The sequence below is a fragment of the Streptomyces sp. NPDC045678 genome (assembly GCF_056432085.1).
Genome location: NZ_JBWKJS010000008.1, coordinates 483,577 through 503,277, shown reverse-complemented (window position 1 = coordinate 503,277; position 19,701 = coordinate 483,577). Strand labels below are relative to the sequence as shown.

The window sequence follows — 19,701 nt, the reverse complement described above, 5'->3', positions numbered from 1 at the left end:
GGTACTGCAGGGGGGACCCTGTGGGAGAGTAGGACGCCGCCGAACTTTTTTTGGGAAAACCCCCGCACCTTTGGTGCGGGGGTTTTCTGCGTTCCAGGGAAATTTACGGAGAAGGATTAGGGTCGGGATATGCGATACGACCTCGTCATCTTCGACAACGACGGCGTCCTGGTGGACAGCGAGCCGATCTCCAATACGATCCTGGCCGGCTATCTGACCGAGCTGGGACACCCCACCTCGTACGAGGACTCCCTGCGGGACTACATGGGGGCCGCCGTGCATCGCGTACACGATCTGATTCTCGAGCGGAGTGGGCAGCGGCTTCCCGCCGACTTCGACGACGTCTTTCACGGGCGGGTGTTCGCCGCGTTCGAGCGGGAGCTGCAGCCCGTGGACGGAGCCGTGGAAGTGCTGGAGAAACTGGCCGGGGACGGCGTCGCCTACTGTCTGGCCTCCTCCGGGAGCCACGAGCGCATTCGGGTCGGGCATCGGAAGACCGGACTTGATGAGTGGTTCGGGGAGGATCGGGTCTTCAGCTCGCAGGACGTCGGGCGGGGCAAGCCGGCGCCCGATCTCTTCCTGTACGCCGCCGAGCGCATGGGCGTGGCGCCCGAGAAGTGTGTCGTGGTGGAGGACAGTCCGCTCGGGGTGCAGGCCGCGGTCGCCGCCGGGATGGACGTCCTCGGGTTCACCGCCATGACGCCCGCCGAGCGGCTCGTCGGCGCCACTGAACTCTTCAGCGACCTGCGGGAGTTGCCTGACCTGCTCGTATGACGGTGACCGGGCAGCGGGGCTGACATTTGTCATGGTGAGGTCCGGACGATCGTTTCTGTCGGCGGGCGGGCCGGGGAGGCGAAGCTGAGGTCGTCGCGATCGAACAGGACGCACGCCGCAGCCCGACGGAGGAACCCGATCATGAGCCAGCTCGCCACCGACGCCCTCGTAGAGGTCCGCCCCGTCGCTACCACGGCCGACGCCCCCGACGACGCACGCAAGGCGCGCGTCGAGTCGCTCAAGCCGCTCGTGCTCGACGCGCTGGTGCCCACCGCCTCGTACTACCTGCTCAGCAAGGGGTTCGGGACGGGCACCATAGCGGCGCTCGCCTGGAGCAGCGTCGTGCCTGCGGGGCGGACGGCCTGGGGGCTGGTCAAGGAGCGGCGGGTCAACGGGCTCGCGGCGCTCATCCTGGCCGCCAACGTCGTCGGGCTGGCGATGAGCCTGATCGCCGGGGACCCGCGGCTGATGCTCGCCAAGGACAGCGCCATCACGGCGACCGTGGGGATCGCGATTCTGCTGTCGGTGGTGGCCGGTCGGCCGCTGATGACCGCCGGTCTCAAGCCCTGGGTGACCAAGGGGAACGCGGCGAGGACCGCGGCCTGGGACCGGTTGAACGCCGAGCGCGGGCGGTTCGCGCGGCTGGAGCGGATGTTCTCGGTCGTATGGGGTCTGGCGCTCTTCGGGGAGGCGCTGCTGCGGGTCGTGGGGGCCTACACGTTGCCCGTCGACACCATGGTGTGGCTGGGCGGGGCGATCGCGGCCGGCGCGATCACGCTGACCATGTTCGTCAGTGGCCGCCTGGTCGTCGGGCCGATGGAGAAGATGGTCGAGGCGGACGTGGCGGGTATGGCTGGTGGGGCGGTCGTGGCGGGGCGCTGAAGGCGCCGAAATTGGTTGAGTGATCCATCTACCCACGGGTAGTCCGGGGCCCTACGCTCTGCAGCCATGACCGAAGTGCTGCGGCGCGGCAGGGCCTCGCTGGCGTTCGCGTTCCTGGTGCAGGGTGTGACCTTCGCTCTGCTCGTGACGCGGATCCCGGCGATCCAGGACCGGTACGGGATATCCGACGGGCTGCTGCCCGTCTTCCTCGCGGCGGTGCCGATTCTGGCGGGGGTCGGGAGCGTGGGCACCGAGCAGCTGGTCAAGAAGGTGCCGCCGAGCGTGGTGCTGCGGTGGTCGCAGCCCGTCGTACTGCTGGCGCTGCTTGGGGTGGGCGCGGGTGACGCGCTGTGGCAGGTCGCCGTGGCGCTCGGGGCGTTCGGGTGTGCGGTGGGTGCGCTGGACGCGTCCATGAACATGCTCGGGGTCAGTCTTCAGCGGGCGCACGGGCGGAGCATCATGCTCGGGTTTCACGCCGCGTACAGCCTGGGCGGGATCGTGGGGGCGTCGCTGGCCTGGGCCGGGGCGCACTGGGACCTGTCGCTCTTCGTCTCCTGTCTGCCGGTCGTGGCTGTGCTGCTGCCGGCCGCGCTGATCGGGAGCCGGTGGTACGTCGATGCGGAAGCGCCGGAGGAAAGGGTGGGGGCGGAGGCGAGCGGCCGGGGGGACGGTGTCGTCTTCAAGGTGCTGCTTCCGCTCTGCCTGGTGATGACCTTCGCCTACATCGGTGACTCGACCGTCTCCAACTGGAGCGCCAAGTATCTGGAGGACGTGCTCGGGAGTTCGGAGGAGGTCTCCACCGTTCCGTACAACGTCTATATGGTCATGACGTTGGCGGGGCGCGGGCTCGGGGATCTGGGGGTGCGGCGCTTCGGGGCCGGGGCGGTGGTGCGGGCCGGGTCCGTGGTGGCGGCGCTGGGGTTCGTGATCGTGGCGGTGGCGCCGGGGGCGTGGGTCGGGATCGCCGGGTTCACGGTTCTCGGACTGGGGCTGTGCGTGATTGTTCCGCAGACGTTCGCCGCGGCGGGGAGGCTGTTCCCGGGAGCTTCGGATGCGGCCGTCGCGCGACTGAATATCTTCAACTATGTGGGCTTCCTGATCGGTTCGCCGCTGGTGGGAGCGCTGGGGGACGCGTGGAACTACCGGTGGGCCATGGTCGTTCCCATGGTGTTGGTGCTCTTGACCTTGCCGTACGCCCGTTCCTTCGCCCCGGAACCGGACCGGTACGGTGACGGGCATGAGCGGCCGCGGACAGCTGATGTGGGACGAGGCAGTAACGGGCTATGACTTCGGCTCGGGTCACCCGATGGACCCGGTCAGGCTCGGGCTGACCCGAAGTCTGGTCGACGCCTTCGGGCTCGACCGGGATCTGGAGGTGGTCTCGGCCAAGCGTGCCGGTGACTCGACGCTGCGGCTCGTGCACCGCGGGGACTACGTGGACGCGGTGAAGGCCGCCTCCGTGGACCCGGCGTCCGCGCGAGGTGAGTACGGACTCGGCACGGAGGACGACCCGGCCTTCGCCGGGATGCACGACGTGTCGGCGCTGATCGCCGGCCAGTCCGTCGGCGCGGCCGAGGCCGTGTGGCGCGGGGACGCGCTGCACGCGGTGAACTTCGCGGGCGGACTGCACCACGCGATGCCCGGCGGCGCCTCCGGGTTCTGCATCTACAACGACGCCGCGCTGGCCGTCGCCCGGCTCCTCGAACTGGGCGCGGAGCGCGTGGCGTACGTGGATGTCGACGTGCATCACGGTGACGGGGTGCAGGCCGCGTTCTGGGAGGACCCGCGGGTTCTCACCATCTCGCTCCACGAACATCCGCGGACGCTCTTCCCGCAGACCGGGTGGCCCGAGGAGACGGGTGCGGACGGAGCGGCGGAGGGGACGGCCGCGAACGTCGCGCTGCCCGCCGGCACGGGGGACGCGGGGTGGCTGCGGGCCTTCCATGCCGTGGTGCCCGAGCTGCTCGCCGAGTTCCGGCCGCAGGTCCTGGTCACACAGCACGGTGCGGACACGCACTTCGAGGACCCGCTGGCGCACCTCGCGGTGTCGCTGGACGCGCAGCGGGCCGTGCAGGTGGCGTGCCACGAGCTGGCCCACGAGTACGCGGACGGGCGGTGGGTCGCGCTCGGCGGCGGAGGGTACGCGGTGGTGGATGTCGTGCCGCGGTCCTGGACGCATCTCGTCGCGATCGCCGCGGGGCGGCCCGTCGAGCCGACCGCGGAGATCCCCGAGTCCTGGCGGCAGGAAGTCTTCGCGCGCACGAGGCAGTTGGCGCCGGGACGGATGACGGACGGCCGGTGGCCGGTGGACTGGAAGGGATGGGAGTCGGGGTACGACCCCGCCGACCGCCTCGACCAGGCGGTGCTCGCCGCACGGCGGGCGGTGTTTCCGCTGCGGGGGCTGCTGGCGTAGGAGTACGTCGGTTGGCTGGAGCGCGCCGACGGAGGGCCGCCCCGATTATGCCCGTGTTAGCCCAACTGTGGGTGTTTTCCGGGGTTTTGGGGACGCGTGGTCGTGGATGCGTCAGCATCGGCTGCGTGTTGAGCACCGGCGCCCTGCGTGCGCATCTGTTGGCGGCTCGGTTGGCCGGGCCCGTGGCCACCTCTCGGGAAGAGAGCCTGCGGAGCTACCGGCTCTTCGCGGCCCGCGACCCGCGGGTACTTCTCGGGCTCGACCCCGAATGGAGCTGGGGCGCGGGCGACCTGTTGCGCCTGATGTCGGACAAGTGTGGAGTGTCGGCCGATCCGAGGTGCACCTCGGGAGCCGATGTCATCGATCCGGAACGGACGTTGGCGGCCCTCGACGCGTTCGCGGAACGGCTCGCGGCCGCCGCGCGGAGGCGCCTCCCCGTGCTCTTCGGGACCGGTCACCCGCACCGGCTGCTCGGGTTCTACGCCGCGTTGGCGGACGCTTTGTCGGCGGCCGGATGTCACGTCCTCACCCCCGCGCAGGGCAACAGTGTCGACATAACGACCCGGTTTGGCCTACGCACGTACAACCTTGACTACGTACAAGGAGTCGCGCTGGTGCGCGAACCCGGCGCGCGTCCCACCGGGAGTGAGACCGGCGCACACACCCATTCACCACTCCCGGTTCGGGCCGCTCTGGATGCCGCAGCGGAGGCCGGCGGACCGCTTCCCGGGTTGGTCGTGGGGGACCACGGATGGGTCTGCGGAGCAGGTCAGCTGGGGTTTGAGGCGATCGGTCTGGCGGATACGGATGATCCCGCGCTGTTCGTCGGAGAGGCCGAGGGGCAGGTGTCCGTCGTCGTTCCGCTTGATGACGCTGTGCGGTCTGATTACTACCGACCGCTTACTCGCTATGTACTCAATCGAGCGTGTCTGTCACAGTAGGCGGCCGATGGCTGCTCCTCTTCCCCACTCGCATCATCCGCCCCTAGTCTGGGGAGTGAGCGCGCAGCGACGAAGAGTCACCGGAAGGGGAAGCCGGTGCCCGTCATGTGCGGAAGGTTCAGGTGGGGTGTCATGGCTGCAGACCAGAGGCCGCTGAACGAGGTTCAGTTTCTGACCGTGGCGGAAGTCGCCTCGGTGATGCGAGTGTCCAAGATGACCGTGTACCGGTTGGTGCACAGCGGTCATCTGCCCGCCATCCGGGTCGGAAGGTCCTTCCGGGTTCCGGAGCAGGCGGTTCACGAGTACCTCCGCGAGTCCTATGTGGGGGTCGAAGCAGGTTGAGCGAGGGGTCCCGAGGGCCCGTCGCGCAGGGGCCATGGCCCCTCGATTACGTCCCTCACGCGGGGACAGGTAGGCTAGGCCGACGTAGGTCGTGTGGGCCCAGTCTGCTGCCCCGCACCGAGTGAAGAGAAGTGAGCGAGGGTAGTCGTGGGCTCTGTAATCAAGAAGCGGCGTAAGCGGATGGCCAAGAAGAAGCACCGCAAGCTGCTGAAGCGCACTCGCGTTCAGCGTCGCAACAAGAAGTAGGCGACCGCTGTAACAGCGTGATCCGAAGCCCTCCCGTCATCCGGCGGGAGGGCTTCGGTGTTTTCGGCCGTCTCTGGGTGCACGGACATCACAGCGCAACGTCCACCCGATAGCGTGGTTCGGAACACAGCCGACGCCGGCGCGGCGAGGGTTTGGGGAAAGGCAGGCGCTGATCTTGGGCAAGGTCGTGCTCGTGACCGGGGTGGCCCGACAGCTGGGCGGCCGGTTCGTCCGGCGCATTCAGCGAGACCCGGACGTCGACCGGGTGGTCGCCGTCGACGCGGTCCCACCCGAGCACCATCTGGGCGGCGCCGACTTCGTCCAGGCCGACATCCGCCAGCCCACGGTCGCCAGGATCCTCGCCGAGCACGGCGTCGACACGGTCGTGCACATGGACGTCACGGCGACGGCGCTCGGCGGTCGCGGGGGCGGTCGCGGCTCGGTCAAGGAGACCAACGTCATCGGCACCATGCAGCTGCTCGGCGCCTGCCAGAAGTCGCCGACCGTCAAACGGCTCGTGGTGAAGTCGAGCACCAGCGTGTACGGGTCGGCGCCCAAGGACCCCGCGGTCTTCACGGAGACGACGCCGCCCAAATCGCTGCCGAGCGGTGGCTTCGCCAAGGACACCGTCGAGGTCGAGGGCTATGTGCGCGGCTTCGCGCGGCGCCGCCCGGACGTCGCGGTGTGCGTGCTGCGCTTCGCGAACATCCTCGGCCCCGCCGCGGACTCCCCGCTCGCCGAGTACTTCTCGCTGCCGGTCCTGCCGACCGTGTTCGGCTACGACCCGCGCCTCCAGTTCGTCCACGAGGACGACGCGGTCGAGGTGCTGCGGCTCGCCTCGCACGATCCGGAGCGCGGCACGCTCAACAGCGGCACGTTCAACATCGCGGGCGACGGTCAGCTGCTCCTGTCCCAGTGCTCGCGGCGGCTCGGCCGCCCCACCGTGCCGGTGCTCCTGCCGACCGTCACCTGGGTGGGCTCCGCGCTGCGCACCCTCGGTGCGACGGACTTCTCGCCCGAGCAGATCAGGCTGCTCACCCACGGCCGGGTCGTGGCCACCCGGCAGATGCGCGAGACACTGGGGTTTGAGCCGAAGTACACGACCGCGGAGGCCTTCGCGGACTTCGTACGCAGCCGGGGCCCCGGGCTGCTGCCACCAGGTGCCCTCGCGGGGGCAGTCGACCGGATCGCCGCGCTGCCCCTCGCGGGCGGCCACCCGAGCGCCAACTGAGGAGAGCGTCAACGATGGCGGACGCCAAGGTCATTCCGTTCGACGACGACCGGTCGCGCGGCAGCGCGCAGCGCGCCTCGCGCCGCAGGTCCGCGCCCCGGCGCAAGGGCGACCCCGTGGCCGGGGTCAAGGCGCTGCCCGGGCAGCAGGAGGGCAGGCCGCAGGACGTGCAGCAGGTCGCGGAGCCGCAGCCGGCGCCCGTGGAGCCGCAGGGGCGGGTGCCGGGGCCGCGGGCCGGTGGCGGCTGGGACCGGCGCATCGCGGGCGGTCTGGCGTTCCTGCGACGGCGGCTGACGGGTGAGTACGAGGTCGACGACTTCGGTTACGACGAAGAGCTCACCGACCAGGTCCTGATGTCGATGCTCCGGCCCTTCTACGAGAAGTACTTCCGGGTCGAGGTGAAGGGCATCGAGAACATCCCCGCGGACAGCGGGGCGCTGATCGTCGCCAACCACTCGGGGACGCTGCCGCTGGACGGCCTGATGATGCAGGTCGCGGTGCACGACAACCATCCCCAGGGACGGCATCTGCGGCTCCTCGCCGCCGACCTCGTCTTCATGCTGCCGGTGATCAACGAACTGGCCCGCAAGGCCGGGCACACGCTGGCGTGCGCGGAGGACGCCGAGCGGCTCCTTGAGCGGGGCGAGCTGGTGGGCGTGATGCCGGAGGGGTTCAAGGGCATAGGGAAGCCGTTCAGCGAGCGCTACAAGCTGCAGCGGTTCGGCCGCGGCGGCTTCGTGTCGACGGCCCTGCGGACGGGCTCACCGATCGTGCCGTGCTCGATCGTCGGGGCGGAGGAGATCTACCCCATGATCGGCAACGCCAAGACGCTGGCGCGGGTCCTCGGCATCCCGTACTTCCCGATCACGCCCACGTTCCCCTGGCTCGGTCCGCTGGGCGCGGTGCCGTTGCCGACGAAGTGGACGATCCAGTTCGGCGAGCCGATCCCGACGGACGGGTATCCGCCGGAGGCCGCGGAGGACCCGATGCTGATGTTCAACCTGACGGACCAGGTGCGGGAGCAGATCCAGCACTCGCTGTACAAGCTGCTGGTGCAGCGGCGGTCGGTGTTCTTCTGAGGCGGCTGTGCGGGGGCACGTGGAGCCGGCGGACGGAGTCCGACGCAGCCGTGCGATGCCCGCGAAGCGGTGCGAGGACGGCGTTGTGAAGGGGCCCGCGGAGGACCCGATGCTGATGTTCAACCTGACGGACCAGGTGCGGGAGCAGATCCAGCATTCGCTGTACAAGTTGCTGGTGCAGCGGCGGTCGGTGTTCTTCTAGGTGTGGGTACGCGGCTGGGGGCGCCCTCCGCACAAGGAAGGCGCCCCCAGCTTCGTACGGACAGGGACTAGTTCGCGTCCTCGCCCTTGATGCCGAGCTCCGGGAGCTGGAGGCCGGGCAGGAGCGGGGGCAGTGTCACGTCCGGCTCCTGCGGGGAGCTGTGCTGGCCGGGTTTGCTCTTGCCGTCGCCGGCCGAGGGCTCCGGGCTGGTCTTCTCGTCCGGTGGGTCGAGGAGGCCGCCGGTGGTGCCGCCGAGGATGCCGTCGTCCTTGCGGTCCGACGTGGAGGGCTTCGGCCTGCTGTCGCCGCCCGCCCCGTTGCTGTGCGAACTGCCACCGCCCGAGGGGTGGGAGGTCCGGCCGTCGGCGCTGTCGGAGCCGCTGGGGCTCTGTGACGTACGCCCGCCGGAGCCGCCCTTCTTCGGTGCGCTGGGCAGGAGGGAGCGCAGCGGGTCGACCTCTTCGTCTATGGCGTCGAAGACGGAGTTCACCTGCTCTCCGACGTCGCCCAGCTGGACGGGAAGGCGGCCCTGGAGGTCGGTCCATGCCTCGCGGTGCGACCGGGAGAACGCGGACAGCGCCTGGATGGGGCCCAGGGAGCCGTCGCGCTCGTACGCCTCCAGGAGCAGGCGGTGGCCCTCCGTGGCGTCGTGCCGCATGCCGGAGAGGGCTCGCCTGACCTCGCCGAGGGACTCGTGGTCCAGGGCGCCTGAGCGGCCCCGCTCCATGAGCCTGCGTGCCTCGTTCAGGCGGGTCGACGCGTGGTCCAGATAGATCTGGCCGCGGTCGGCGTCGTCGTCGGCCAGGCCCAGCTTGAAGTCCTCCATGCCGCGCTTGAGGCCGTACAACGAATCGCCGGGGAGCGCGTCGGAACTGGCCGCGGCCACCCCTCCGAACGCGCCCGCGGCGACGCCGACCGTGAGGCCGCCCGCCGCGATGCCCTTGGACAGACGGGTGCGCGGCCGCAACTTCCGCAGGCCACTCGCCCGGTGGGCACCCTTGCGGGACCGTTGCTCGGGAACGGAAGGACTGCCGCCCTCGAGGAACATGGCTTCCATCGCAGCCACGAGCTGGGCGCGCTGGACGACCTTGACCTCGGGGTCCAGGACGGGCTTGGGCAGCGCGTCGAGACCGTCCGTCAGGGCCAGCATGCGGCTCTGCTCGGACGGTTCGGCGCGGCCGGTGGTTTCGGGGGACTCCACGGGTGCGGCCGCGGGTACGGGCGCGGAGTCCACGGACTTCTCGGCCGCCGGACCCTGGTCGGAATGCTCCTCCAGGGCCTGGGCGAAGGCGTTCGCCCGCCGGTGGGCCGATACGTTCGCGATCACTGGCGGCACCTCCTCTCGTCAAGACGGTCGACTCCCCAGGGGGTCCTGAGGGTTGCATGTCCTGACCATTTCCACACGATCGAGTGAGCGGAGCCAGCCAGGTAGCGACCACAGGGAGCCTGCATCCCGCACAACGAGCGTCGCGGCACTTGGGTTACGGACGAAAGATGATCGGACCGCGACAATTCCGTGGCGCCCATCTGGCCGCCACGGAAGGTGAGTTGGGCACCACGGAGAGCTAACGGACGTCGTCGGGCAGGAGTCGGGCGAGCGTGCGCACCGCGCGGTACTGGAGGGTCTTGATCGCGCCCTCGTTCTTGCCCATGACCCGCGCGGTCTCGGCGACGGAGAGGCCCTGGAGGAAGCGCAGGGTCACGCACTCCTGCTGCTGAGGGTTGAGGCGGCGGACGGCTTCGAGGAGGGCGGCGTTCGAGAGGGACTCCAGGACGGAGTCCTCGGGGCTGCGCTCGACTTCGTTGGCGTCGAGCATTTCGCCGGTGGTCACCTCGAGGCGGAATCGGCTCGATTTGAAGTGGTCGGCGACCAGGTTGCGCGCGATCGTGACCAGCCAGGCGCCGAAGTCGCGGCCCTGCCAGGTGAAGGTGCCGATGCGGCGGAGGGCGCGCAGAAAGGTCTCACTGGTGAGGTCCTCGGCGGTCGCCTTGCCGCCCACGCGGTAGTAGATGTAGCGGTAGACCGTGTCGCTGTACTGGTCGTAGAGGCGTCCGAAGGCGTCGGACTCGCCGGCCTGGGCGCGTTCGACCAGGTCCATCATGCGGGCGCTGTCGCTGTCCGCCGCGGGGCGGCGGGGGGTGGGGGCCGAGGTGGCGGCAGCGGAACCGGAACGGGCCCGTCTGCTGACTGCCGCACCGCCGTTCGCCAGGGCGTAGCAGGGCCCGGCGGGTGCGGGGACGGCAAGGGCGGGGACGGCGGGGACGGCGTACGCGGTGGGGACGAAGCCGCGCAAGCGGTCGATGACCGTTGCGCGCAGCGTAGCCAGGCCCGAGGCGTCAACCCCGACGTGTGGGTACACGGGACTCCCAGAGGCAGAGCTTCCATCACGTGCAGTGCGGGACCGTTCACCCGTCGTAGCGACGTGTGGGGTCCCTTATGCGTCTGAGGAGAATAACGCTTCGTACAGGCAGCGCTACACCCAGTTGCTCAAATCATCGATTACGTCGCTTCTGTTACCGATTGGCGCCCGGTTAAGTACCGCAGAGTGAGCGACTGCTGATCGAATCAGTTCACATTCCGTGTCGGCCTGAGGCGTGTTGTGGCCGAGTGCTACCGGCGTGACTGGCGGGAGACGTCGCGGGGTAGGACCGACGGAATGCTCGGGGCGGGGCTCAGTGGCGGCGACGGTGCAGGGCCACGGCAGCGGCCGCGCCGCCCGCGAGCGCGCCGACGCCGGCCGCGGCCGGGATGCCGACCTTCGCGGCCTTGCGGCCCGTGCGGTAGTCCCGCAGCCGCCAGTCGCGTTCCCGGGCGTGCTTGCGCAGTTTGGCGTCGGGATTGATCGCGTAGGGGTGCCCGACGAGCGAGAGCATCGGGATGTCGTTGTGCGAGTCGCTGTACGCGGCGCAGCGGCCCAGGTCCAGGCCCTCGGCGGCGGCCAGCGCGCGGACGGCCTCGGCCTTCGCCGGGCCGTGCAGCGGCTCGCCGACGAGCTTGCCGGTGTAGACGCCGCCGATGGACTCGGCGACGGTGCCGAGGGCGCCGGTCAGGCCGAGGCGGCGGGCGATGACCGTGGCGATCTCCACCGGCGCGGCGGTGACCAGCCAGACCTTCTGGCCCGCGTCGAGGTGGGCCTGGGCCAGGGCGCGGGTGCCCGGCCAGATGCGCTCGGCCATGTACTCGTCGTAGATCTCCTCGCCGATGGACATCAGCTCGGCGACCCGGTGGCCCTTGACGATGGACAGGGCGCTGTCGCGGGCGTCCTGCATGTGCTCGGGGTCCTCGACGCCCGCGAGCCTGAACCAGGCCTGCTGCCAGGCGAATCGGAACAGCTCTTGGCGCTCGAAGAACTTGCGCTTGTAGAGCCCGCGGCCGAAGTGGAAGATCGCGGCGCCCTGCATCACGGTGTTGTCGAGGTCGAAGAAGGCGGCGGCCTTGTCGTCGCCGACGACGGGGAACTCCGGTTCCTGCTCGCCTTCGTCGGGCGCGGCCTGTGTGGCGAGGGCGTCGAGCTCCTCCTGCTCCTGGGAGGACTTGCGCGCTGCCTCAGCCGAGGCCTCGCCTGCCAACACGCTCCGCGCCGTGGCGGAGCGCCTACGGGGGGTGAGCCATCCGAGAGCGGCCATGCCGTGAGCATAGCCAGTTTGTTCGGTGGTTCCGGAGTCGGGAGGAATCGGGCCTGTGAACTCTCCGTGTCCGGGCCGGGGGAGGGCGGGCGAGAATGGCGGCATGAGTCCGATCTTTCGTCGTCACAGCGGCCCTGCGAGCGGTCGTACGGAGAAGAAGAAACCTCAGGAGCGGCTGGTCACCCTGATCGGGAAGCCGGGGTGTCATCTGTGCGATGACGCACAGTCGGTGATCGAGAAGGTCTGCGGTGAGCTCGGCACCCCCTGGGAGAAGAAGGACATCACGCAGGACGAGGAGCTCCACCGGGCCTACTGGGAACAGATCCCGGTCGTTCTGGTGGACGGGGAGCAGCACACCTTCTGGCGTGTGGACGAGGCGCGGCTGCGGCGCGAGCTCGAAGGGTAGGGCCGTCCGTCACTGACCGGTCAGTCCAAAGTGCCCGCAAAGTCGATTACGCTTTGGGGCGGTTTTGGTCTCGGGGGCGATGATCGTGAGGAGAGTGTGCGGTTTTGCCCCCATCGAATACGCCACGAAGCCGTCCGCGCGGCGGTTCCACGATCGTGCGCCGGGAGCGCGTGACCCCGGTCACGTTGGCCGGGCAAATCGGACACCATCTTTGTGCACGCGTTCACAAAGACATAGCCTGCATTCGACGGGGCGGTCTGGGGACGAGTGACCGCCTGCAGCCCCGCTCTACCCGCAGGAGCACCGTGGCAACTGGCCGAACTCACCGACCGGCGACCCGCAGCCGAGGAATTCCCGAGGCCACCGTCGCCAGGCTTCCGCTGTACCTCCGAGCCCTCACCGCACTGTCGGAGCGCTCGGTGCCCACGGTCTCCTCCGAGGAGCTCGCGGCCGCCGCGGGAGTCAACTCCGCGAAGCTGCGCAAGGACTTCTCGTACCTGGGCTCCTACGGGACGCGCGGCGTCGGCTACGACGTCGAGTATCTCGTCTACCAGATCTCCCGTGAACTCGGGCTGACCCAGGACTGGCCGGTTGTCATCGTCGGCATCGGCAACCTCGGCGCCGCGCTCGCCAATTACGGCGGGTTCGCCTCGCGCGGGTTCCGTGTCGCCGCGCTCATCGACGCCGACCCCGCGATGGCGGGCACCCCGGTCGCCGGCATGCCGGTGCAGCACACCGACGAGCTCGAGAAGATCATCAGCGACAACGGCGTCTCGATCGGCGTGATCTCCACCCCCGCCGGCGCGGCCCAGCAGGTCTGCGAGCGGCTCGTCGCCGCCGGTGTGACCTCCATCCTGAACTTCGCGCCGACGGTCCTCTCCGTGCCGGACGGCGTCGACGTGCGCAAGGTCGACCTCTCCATCGAGCTGCAGATCCTCGCCTTCCACGAGCAGCGCAAGGCCGGTGAGGACGCCGCCCCCGAGGGCCCCGTCCCGCCCGTCACCGCCAAGCAGCAGCGCAAGGGACCCGACGGGGACGTACCCGCCGTGATGCCGGCATGAGTCTCCTGGTCGTGGGGCTGAGTCACCGCAGCGCCCCGGTGAGCGTCCTGGAGCGCGCCGCGCTGTCCGCCGACGCGCAGGCCAAGCTCCTGCAGGACACCCTGGCCGCCGAGCCCGCCGCCGAGGCGGCCGTGCTCGCCACCTGCAACCGCATCGAGCTCTACGCCGACGTGGACAAGTTCCACGCGGGCGTCGCCGAGCTGTCCACGCTGCTCGCGCAGCACAGTGGCGTCGGCCTGGAGGAGCTCACTCCCTATCTCTACGTGCACTACGAGGACCGTGCCGTCCACCACCTGTTCTCGGTGGCGTGCGGACTCGACTCGATGGTCGTCGGCGAGGGCCAGATCCTCGGCCAGATAAAGGACGCCCTGGCGCGCTCGCAGGAGCTGCACACCGCGGGCAAGCTTCTCAACGACCTCTTCCAGCAGGCCCTGCGGGTCGGCAAGCGCGCGCACTCCGAGACCGGCATCGACCGGGCCGGGCAGTCGCTCGTGACCTTCGGCCTCGAACAGCTCGCCGCGGGCGGTTCCGTGGAGGCCTGGGCCGAGGGCAAGCGCGTGCTGGTGATCGGCGCGGGCTCGATGTCCTCGCTGGCCGCGGCGACGCTCGCGCGTGCGGGCGTCCGCGAGCTGGTCATCGCCAACCGCACGGAGGAGCGGGCCCGGCGCCTCGCGGAGATCCTCGCGGACTCCGACACCGAGGCCCTGGCACGCGCCGTCCCCATGGCCGACGTGGCCGACGAACTGACACGTGCCGACGTGGCCGTCTCCTGCACGGGGGCGACCGGCCTGGTGCTGACCGCGGAGTCCGTCACCGCCGCTGTCGAGGGGCGCGTGCCCCCGGCGGACGGCACGACCGACGAGGCGCCCGCGCAGGCCGGGAACGGTCCGGCGGGCCACGGCGCGCGGACCGCCACCGTGGCCGACGAGGGCTGCCCGGTCGACCTGGCCGCACCGCGCGGATTCTCCGTCGCCGGTGAGGAGGCCGTCGCCGGGATGGACGCGGCGGCCCTGGAACAGCACGCGGCCTGGGTGGACAACGCCCCGGGCGAGCGGCGCGAGGACCAGGCCCCGGACCCGCAGGCCGAGGCCGAGGCGATCGCCGCGCTGGCGGCCGCCGCACGCGTCACGGGTCGCCTCCCCGAGCAGCGCCCCCGCGTCCTGTCGTCGGCCGGTGCGGCCCGCCCGGCCGTGCTCGCCCTCCTCGACCTCGCCATGCCCCGCGACATCGACGCCGCGGCGCACCGCATCCCCGGCGTGCGGCTCGTGGACATCGAGTCGCTGGCGGAGGCCTCCGCCGACGCGCCCATGGCCAACGACGTGGAGCAGGTCCGCGGCATCGTCTCCGACGAGGTCGCCGCCTTCGGCGCCGCCCAGCGCGCCGCGCACATCACGCCGACCGTGGTCGCCCTGCGCACCATGGCCGCCGACGTGGTGGCCGGCGAGATGGCCCGGCTCGAAGGACGTCTGCCGGGCCTCGAGGACAAGCAACGCGCGGAGATCACGCAGACCGTCCGCCGTGTCGTCGACAAGCTGCTCCACGCGCCCACGGTGCGGGTCAAGCAGCTGGCGAGCGAGCCCGGCGGCGCCGGGTACGCGGACGCGCTGCGCACGCTCTTCGACCTCGACCCGCAGACGGTCGCGGCGGTCAGCAGGGCTGACCACATGAACAACGAGAACGACGACCCGAATAGAGGCCGGGCATGACCGAGAGGGCCTATCGACTCGGGACCAGGCGCAGCAAGCTGGCCATGACCCAGTCCGGCCACGTGGCCGAGGCGGTCCAGAAGCTCACGGGGCGTCCCGTCGAGCTCGTGGAGATCACGACGTACGGCGACACCTCGCGCGAGCACCTCGCGCAGATCGGTGGCACCGGCGTCTTCGTCGCCGCGCTGCGGGAGGCGCTGGCCAGTGGCGAGGTCGACTTCGCCGTCCACTCGCTCAAGGACCTGCCCACCGCGCAGCCCGCCGAGCTCACCCTCGCCGCCGTGCCGGTCCGCGAGGACCCGCGCGACGCGCTGGTGGCGCGCGACGGCCTGACCTTCGCGGAGCTGCCCGACGGCGCCCGCGTGGGCACCGGTTCGCCGCGCCGCATGGCGCAGCTGAACGCCTACGCGCGCAGCCACGGCATGTCCATCGAGACCGTGCCGATCCGCGGGAACGTCGACACCCGCATCGGATACGTGCACAAGGGTGAGCTCGACGCCGTCGTCCTCGCCGCCGCGGGACTCAACCGCGTCGGCAGGGCCGACGAGGTGACCGAGCTCCTGTCGGTCGACACTGTTCTGCCCGCCCCCGGCCAGGGGGCACTGGCGGTCGAGTGTGCCGCGCACAACGCGTCACTCGCCGCCGCGCTCGCCGAGCTCGACGACCCGTACACCCGGGCCGCCGTGACCGCCGAGCGGTCCCTGCTCGCCGCCCTGGAGGCCGGTTGCAGCGCGCCCGTGGGAGCGCTGGCCGACGTCTTGGCCGACGGGCAGATTGTCAAGGAAATGCGCCTGCGCGGCGTCGTCGGTACGACCGACGGCTCGTCGCTGGTGCAGCTGTCCACCACCGGTCCCGTGCCCGAGACGGAGACCCAGGCCATGGCGCTGGGCCGCGAACTCGCAGCCGAGATGCTCGCCAAGGGCGCGGCCGGTCTGATGGGGGAGCGAGCACTTTGAGCCCCACCTCGAACCTTCCAGGCCTTCCCGCACACGGGCACGTCACCTTCCTCGGTGCCGGACCCGGAGATCCGGGACTGCTGACCCTGCGCGCCGTCGAGGCGCTGGCCCGAGCGGATGTGCTGATCGCCGAGCCCGATGTGCTCGACGTCGTCCGCGTGCATGCCAGGGGAGGTGTGGACACACCCCGGCCGACAGCTGACGACACGTCAATGACCGCCGACGCGACGCCGTTCCGAGCTGCGGCCAATCTTGTCATGGAGGCCGCGAAGGGCGGCAGGCGGGTCGTGCGTGCGGTGAGCGGCGACCCGGGCCTCGACACGTACGCGGCCGAGGAGATGCTCGCCTGCGCCGCCGCCGGCATCCCCTTCGAGGTCGTGCCCGGCGTCGCGGCCGCCGTCGGTGTGCCCGCGTACGCGGGTGTGCCGCTGCGGGACGCGCAGGGCACGGACGTCCGCTTCGTCGACGCCCGTACCGCCTCCGACCGCTGCTGGAGCGAGGTCGGCATGTCCGACGGGACCGTCGTCGTCTCGACGGCTCTGGACTCCGTGGCCGCGGCCGCCGGAGAGCTGGTCGCCGCGGGCCGCAAGCCGGACACCCCGATGACCGTGACCGTCGCCGGTACGACGACGCGCCAGCGCACCTGGACCGCGACGCTCGGCACCATCGCGCAGGTGCTCAAGCAGGCGAAGGTGCTGCCCTCGCCGGACGGCGGCCGGCCCGTCATAGCCGTGGTCGGCGAGTGTTCGGCCCCCGCCCAGCGCGACCAGCTGTCGTGGTTCGAGTCGAAGCCGCTCTTCGGGTGGCGCGTGCTCGTGCCGCGTACGAAGGAGCAGGCGGCCTCGCTCTCCGACCAGCTGCGGTCCTACGGCGCCGTGCCCCACGAGGTCCCGACCATCGCGGTCGAGCCGCCGCGCACGCCCCAGCAGATGGAGCGCGCGGTCAAGGGCCTGGTCACCGGGCGGTACGAGTGGATCGCCTTCACCTCCGTCAACGCCGTCAAGGCGGTGCGGGAGAAGTTCGAGGAGTACGGGCTCGACGCGCGTGCCTTCGCCGGGATCAAGGTCGCGGCCGTCGGTGAGCAGACCGCCGCCGCGCTGATCGCCTTCGGCGTGAAGCCGGACCTGGTGCCGAGCGGTGAGCAGTCGGCCGCGGGGCTCCTGGAGGACTGGCCGCCGTACGACCCGGTCTTCGACCCGATCGACCGGGTGTTCCTGCCGCGGGCCGACATCGCCACGGAGACGCTGGTCGCCGGGCTCATCGACCTCGGGTGGGAGGTCGACGACGTCACCGCCTACCGGACGGTGCGGGCGTCGCCGCCGCCGGCGGACACGCGTGAGGCGATCAAGGGCGGCGGCTTCGACGCGGTCCTCTTCACGTCGTCGTCCACGGTGCGCAACCTCGTCGGCATCGCCGGCAAGCCGCACAACGTCACCGTCATCGCGTGCATCGGGCCCGCCACGGCGAAGACCGCGGAGGAGCACGGGCTGCGGGTGGACGTGATGGCTCCGGAGCCGTCGGTGCACAAGCTGGCCGAGGCCCTGGCGGAGTTCGGTACGGCTCGTCGTACGGCCGCGCTGGAGGCGGGCGACCCTGTCACTCGGCCCAGTGAGCGTCGGCCCGGTTCGCGTCGGAGGCGTACGGCACCCTGAGCGGTCCGGCACCGTTGATCACCGGCTTCGCCGAGTTCGTCCTCAAACGCCGGACGGGCTGAATTCCCCTGGTCCCGGCTGAGAACCTTCAGTCGGGACCAGAACCTTTCGTGAGGTGAGAGAGACAGTGACCAAGTACGGATCGTTTCCCGGGGCGCGGCCGCGGCGCCTTCGGACCACGCCCGCCATGCGGCGCATGGTCGCCGAGACGCGGCTTCATCCGGCCGATCTGATCCTGCCCGCGTTCGTGCGCGAGGGGATCAGTGACCCCGTGGAGATCGGGGCCATGCCCGGTGTCTTCCAGCACACCCGCGACAGCCTGAAGAAGGCCGCCGTCGAGGCGATGGAGGCCGGGGTCGCCGGGATCATGCTGTTCGGTGTGCCGGAGGAGTCGAAGAAGGACGCTCTGGGCACGGCCGGCACGGACCCGGACGGGATCCTTCAGGTGGCGCTCCGCGACGTGCGCGACGAGGTCGGGGACGACCTCATCGTCATGTCGGACCTGTGCCTCGACGAGACCACCGACCACGGTCACTGCGGTGTCCTGGACGACCAGGGACGCGTGGACAACGACGCGACCCTGGAGCGGTACGCGGAGATGGCGCAGGTGCAGGCCGACGCGGGCGCGCACGTGGTGGGCCCGAGCGGCATGATGGACGGTCAGATCGGCGTCATCCGTGACGCGTTGGACCAGGTCGGCCACGAGGACGTCGCCATCCTCGCGTACACCGCGAAGTACTCCTCGGCGTTCTACGGCCCGTTCAGGGAGGCCGTCGGGTCGTCCCTGAAGGGGGACCGCAAGACCTACCAGCAGGACCCGGCCAACATCCGGGAGTCCCTGCGGGAGCTGGCGCTCGACCTCGAAGAGGGCGCCGACATGGTGATGGTGAAGCCCGCGGGCCCCTACCTCGACATCCTCGCCCGGATCTCCGACGCGGTCGACGTGCCGGTGGCGGCGTACCAGATCAGTGGCGAGTACGCGATGATCGAGGCCGCCGCGGAGCGGGGCTGGATCGACCGGGACAGGGCGATCATGGAGTCCCTGACGGGGATCAGGCGCGCCGGCGCCAACATGATCCTCACGTACTGGGCCACCGAGGTCGCGCGGCAGCTCTGAGCCTCTTGACCTCAAGGATGGTTGAGGTCGGAGGGTGGTGTGCGTCGACGTACGTTTCCACGTTCCGAGGAGCACACCATGCGCGCTGTCGTCCTGCACGAGTTCGGTCCCGCCGAGAACCTCCGCACCGAGACCCTGCCCGACCCCGTCGCGGGGCCGGGCCAGGTGCGGATCGCCGTACGGGCGGCGGGGGTGCACTTCGTCGAGACCGTCATGCGCCGGGGCGAGGCGTCCGACATGGCGCCGCCCCTGCCCGACCTGCCCGCGGTCTTCGGCGGTGAGGTCGCGGGGACGGTGGAGGCCGTGGGGCCCGGCGTCGACACCGCGTGGCTCGGACGCGCCGTCGTGGTCCCGCGCGCGGTCCCCGGCGGGTACGCCGAACTGGCGGTCGCCGACGTGGAGCAGGCGCACGTCGTCCCCGACGGGCTCGGCTTCGAGACCGCGGTGACCATGGTGATGACCGGCGCCACCACCATGGGACTGCTCGGTGTGGCTCAACTCCGCTCCGACGACGTGGTGTTGGTGACCTCCGCCGCCGGGGGCGTGGGGAGGCTCGTCGTCCAGTACGCGCGCTCCCTCGGGGCCACGGTGATCGGCGCGGCGGGCGGGCCCGCCAAGGTCGACGCCGTACGCGCCCTCGGCGCCGACATCGCCGTCGACTACAACAGGGCCGGCTGGGAGCGCGAGGTCGCCGAGCGGCTCGGCGGCGGGCGGCGCGTCACCGCCGTACTGGACGGGGTGAGCGGGGAGAAGGGCGCCGCCGCCTTCGAGTTGATCGCCGACGGCGGGCGGTACGTCGTCATCGGCTGGTCGTCACAGAACGCCTTCGAACCCGACCCCGAGGTGCTCGCGGAGCGGGGCGTCACCTTCACCAACGCGCTGCTGCACCTGCTCGAGAACCCGGGCGAAGGACCGGAGCGCGAGCGGCAGGCCCTGGAGGCCGCCGCCAAGGGGGAGTTGGTGCCCGCCGTGCAGAGGTTCCCGCTGGACCGGGCGGCCGAGGCGCACGCCGCCATCGAGCGGCGGGAGACGACGGGGAAGGTGGTGCTGGTCCCGTAGGCCTGTC

Annotated in this window: 19 protein-coding genes and 1 pseudogene; 17 read left to right on the top strand and 3 right to left on the bottom strand. The window is 70.8% G+C overall.

Annotated features, from left to right (window positions below; translation table 11 throughout):
- The first annotated feature begins 129 nt into the window (after positions 1-129).
- From AC07DO_RS28955 to AC07DO_RS28910, 10 genes and pseudogenes are all read left to right on the top strand, one after another.
- Complete coding sequence (locus AC07DO_RS28955; protein WP_479063638.1) at positions 130-774, top strand: HAD family hydrolase; 645 nt, start codon at positions 130-132, stop codon at positions 772-774.
- Between the two features lie 141 nt (positions 775-915).
- Positions 916-1,656 (top strand): VC0807 family protein, encoded by a 741-nt coding sequence (locus tag AC07DO_RS28950; protein WP_479063637.1) that lies wholly within the window; start codon positions 916-918, stop codon positions 1,654-1,656.
- A gap of 66 nt (positions 1,657-1,722) precedes the next feature.
- Positions 1,723-2,943, top strand: a complete 1,221-nt coding sequence (locus tag AC07DO_RS28945; RefSeq protein WP_479063636.1) for an MFS transporter — start codon at positions 1,723-1,725, stop codon at positions 2,941-2,943.
- Positions 2,894-4,069 (top strand): acetoin utilization protein AcuC, encoded by a 1,176-nt coding sequence (locus AC07DO_RS28940; protein ID WP_479063635.1) that lies wholly within the window; start codon positions 2,894-2,896, stop codon positions 4,067-4,069. Before AC07DO_RS28945 ends, AC07DO_RS28940 begins: the two co-directional genes overlap by 50 nt.
- Before the next feature lie 125 nt (positions 4,070-4,194).
- A complete protein-coding gene (locus AC07DO_RS28935) occupies positions 4,195-5,010 on the top strand; it encodes a phosphatase (protein WP_479063634.1) in 816 nt (271 codons plus the stop codon).
- A 132-nt stretch (positions 5,011-5,142) separates the two neighbouring features.
- Positions 5,143-5,352, top strand: a complete 210-nt coding sequence (locus AC07DO_RS28930) for a helix-turn-helix domain-containing protein (protein WP_157869005.1) — start codon at positions 5,143-5,145, stop codon at positions 5,350-5,352.
- A gap of 147 nt (positions 5,353-5,499) precedes the next feature.
- Positions 5,500-5,598 (top strand): 30S ribosomal protein bS22, encoded by a 99-nt coding sequence (locus AC07DO_RS28925; RefSeq protein ID WP_003948845.1) that lies wholly within the window; start codon positions 5,500-5,502, stop codon positions 5,596-5,598.
- Positions 5,599-5,773: 175 nt separating this feature from the next.
- Positions 5,774-6,829: an NAD-dependent epimerase/dehydratase family protein gene (locus AC07DO_RS28920; protein WP_479063633.1), complete on the top strand. Its 1,056-nt coding sequence runs from the start codon at positions 5,774-5,776 to the stop codon at positions 6,827-6,829.
- A gap of 14 nt (positions 6,830-6,843) precedes the next feature.
- Positions 6,844-7,908 (top strand): lysophospholipid acyltransferase family protein, encoded by a 1,065-nt coding sequence (locus tag AC07DO_RS28915; RefSeq protein WP_479063632.1) that lies wholly within the window; start codon positions 6,844-6,846, stop codon positions 7,906-7,908.
- A 94-nt stretch (positions 7,909-8,002) separates the two neighbouring features.
- Positions 8,003-8,110 (top strand): annotated as a pseudogene (locus AC07DO_RS28910) (glycerol acyltransferase); the annotation flags it as partial.
- A gap of 67 nt (positions 8,111-8,177) precedes the next feature.
- Here AC07DO_RS28910 and AC07DO_RS28905 read toward each other — a convergent pair.
- The 3 genes from AC07DO_RS28905 to AC07DO_RS28895 form a co-directional block, all read right to left on the bottom strand.
- Positions 8,178-9,437 carry a DUF5667 domain-containing protein gene (locus AC07DO_RS28905; RefSeq protein ID WP_479063631.1) on the bottom strand — a complete coding sequence of 420 codons (1,260 nt, stop codon included), beginning with the start codon at positions 9,435-9,437 and terminating at the stop codon, positions 8,178-8,180.
- 238 nt (positions 9,438-9,675) lie between these two features.
- On the bottom strand, positions 9,676-10,470 hold the full coding sequence (locus AC07DO_RS28900) for an ECF subfamily RNA polymerase sigma factor, BldN family (protein ID WP_479063630.1): 795 nt from the start codon (positions 10,468-10,470) through the stop codon (positions 9,676-9,678).
- A gap of 313 nt (positions 10,471-10,783) precedes the next feature.
- Positions 10,784-11,737: an HAD family hydrolase gene (locus tag AC07DO_RS28895; RefSeq protein ID WP_479063629.1), complete on the bottom strand. Its 954-nt coding sequence runs from the start codon at positions 11,735-11,737 to the stop codon at positions 10,784-10,786.
- Between the two features lie 103 nt (positions 11,738-11,840).
- On the opposite strand from AC07DO_RS28895, the gene AC07DO_RS28890 reads away from it, so the two are divergent.
- From AC07DO_RS28890 to AC07DO_RS28860, 7 genes are all read left to right on the top strand, one after another.
- Positions 11,841-12,143, top strand: a complete 303-nt coding sequence (locus AC07DO_RS28890) for a glutaredoxin family protein (protein ID WP_479063628.1) — start codon at positions 11,841-11,843, stop codon at positions 12,141-12,143.
- 305 nt (positions 12,144-12,448) lie between these two features.
- Complete coding sequence (locus tag AC07DO_RS28885; RefSeq protein WP_479063627.1) at positions 12,449-13,204, top strand: redox-sensing transcriptional repressor Rex; 756 nt, start codon at positions 12,449-12,451, stop codon at positions 13,202-13,204.
- Complete coding sequence (locus AC07DO_RS28880; RefSeq protein WP_479063626.1) at positions 13,201-14,910, top strand: glutamyl-tRNA reductase; 1,710 nt, start codon at positions 13,201-13,203, stop codon at positions 14,908-14,910. The genes AC07DO_RS28885 and AC07DO_RS28880 overlap by 4 nt, the downstream gene beginning before the upstream one ends.
- On the top strand, positions 14,907-15,866 hold the full coding sequence (hemC, locus tag AC07DO_RS28875) for a hydroxymethylbilane synthase (RefSeq protein WP_479063625.1): 960 nt from the start codon (positions 14,907-14,909) through the stop codon (positions 15,864-15,866). The genes AC07DO_RS28880 and hemC overlap by 4 nt, the downstream gene beginning before the upstream one ends.
- Positions 15,863-17,518: a bifunctional uroporphyrinogen-III C-methyltransferase/uroporphyrinogen-III synthase gene (locus AC07DO_RS28870; RefSeq protein ID WP_479063624.1), complete on the top strand. Its 1,656-nt coding sequence runs from the start codon at positions 15,863-15,865 to the stop codon at positions 17,516-17,518. Before hemC ends, AC07DO_RS28870 begins: the two co-directional genes overlap by 4 nt.
- A 127-nt stretch (positions 17,519-17,645) precedes the next feature.
- The gene (hemB, locus tag AC07DO_RS28865) at positions 17,646-18,635 is read left to right on the top strand and encodes a porphobilinogen synthase (protein WP_479063660.1); all 990 of its coding nucleotides are present in this window, start codon (positions 17,646-17,648) and stop codon (positions 18,633-18,635) included.
- Between the two features lie 78 nt (positions 18,636-18,713).
- On the top strand, positions 18,714-19,694 hold the full coding sequence (locus tag AC07DO_RS28860) for a zinc-binding dehydrogenase (protein WP_479063623.1): 981 nt from the start codon (positions 18,714-18,716) through the stop codon (positions 19,692-19,694).
- Positions 19,695-19,701 lie beyond the last annotated feature (7 nt).

What these genes read in the sequence shown, in the direction of transcription:
- AC07DO_RS28880 (WP_479063626.1), top strand. Translation starts at nt 13,201, where the DNA reads ATGAGTCTCCTGGTCGTGGGGCTGAGTCACCGCAGCGCCCCGGTGAGC.
- AC07DO_RS28860 (WP_479063623.1), top strand. Translation starts at nt 18,714, where the DNA reads ATGCGCGCTGTCGTCCTGCACGAGTTCGGTCCCGCCGAGAACCTCCGC.
- AC07DO_RS28955 (WP_479063638.1), top strand. Translation starts at nt 130, where the DNA reads ATGCGATACGACCTCGTCATCTTCGACAACGACGGCGTCCTGGTGGAC.
- AC07DO_RS28940 (WP_479063635.1), top strand. Translation starts at nt 2,894, where the DNA reads ATGAGCGGCCGCGGACAGCTGATGTGGGACGAGGCAGTAACGGGCTAT.
- AC07DO_RS28895 (WP_479063629.1), bottom strand. Translation starts at nt 11,737, where the DNA reads ATGGCCGCTCTCGGATGGCTCACCCCCCGTAGGCGCTCCGCCACGGCG.
- AC07DO_RS28890 (WP_479063628.1), top strand. Translation starts at nt 11,841, where the DNA reads ATGAGTCCGATCTTTCGTCGTCACAGCGGCCCTGCGAGCGGTCGTACG.
- AC07DO_RS28945 (WP_479063636.1), top strand. Translation starts at nt 1,723, where the DNA reads ATGACCGAAGTGCTGCGGCGCGGCAGGGCCTCGCTGGCGTTCGCGTTC.
- AC07DO_RS28950 (WP_479063637.1), top strand. Translation starts at nt 916, where the DNA reads ATGAGCCAGCTCGCCACCGACGCCCTCGTAGAGGTCCGCCCCGTCGCT.
- AC07DO_RS28930 (WP_157869005.1), top strand. Translation starts at nt 5,143, where the DNA reads ATGGCTGCAGACCAGAGGCCGCTGAACGAGGTTCAGTTTCTGACCGTG.
- AC07DO_RS28915 (WP_479063632.1), top strand. Translation starts at nt 6,844, where the DNA reads ATGGCGGACGCCAAGGTCATTCCGTTCGACGACGACCGGTCGCGCGGC.
- hemC (WP_479063625.1), top strand. Translation starts at nt 14,907, where the DNA reads ATGACCGAGAGGGCCTATCGACTCGGGACCAGGCGCAGCAAGCTGGCC.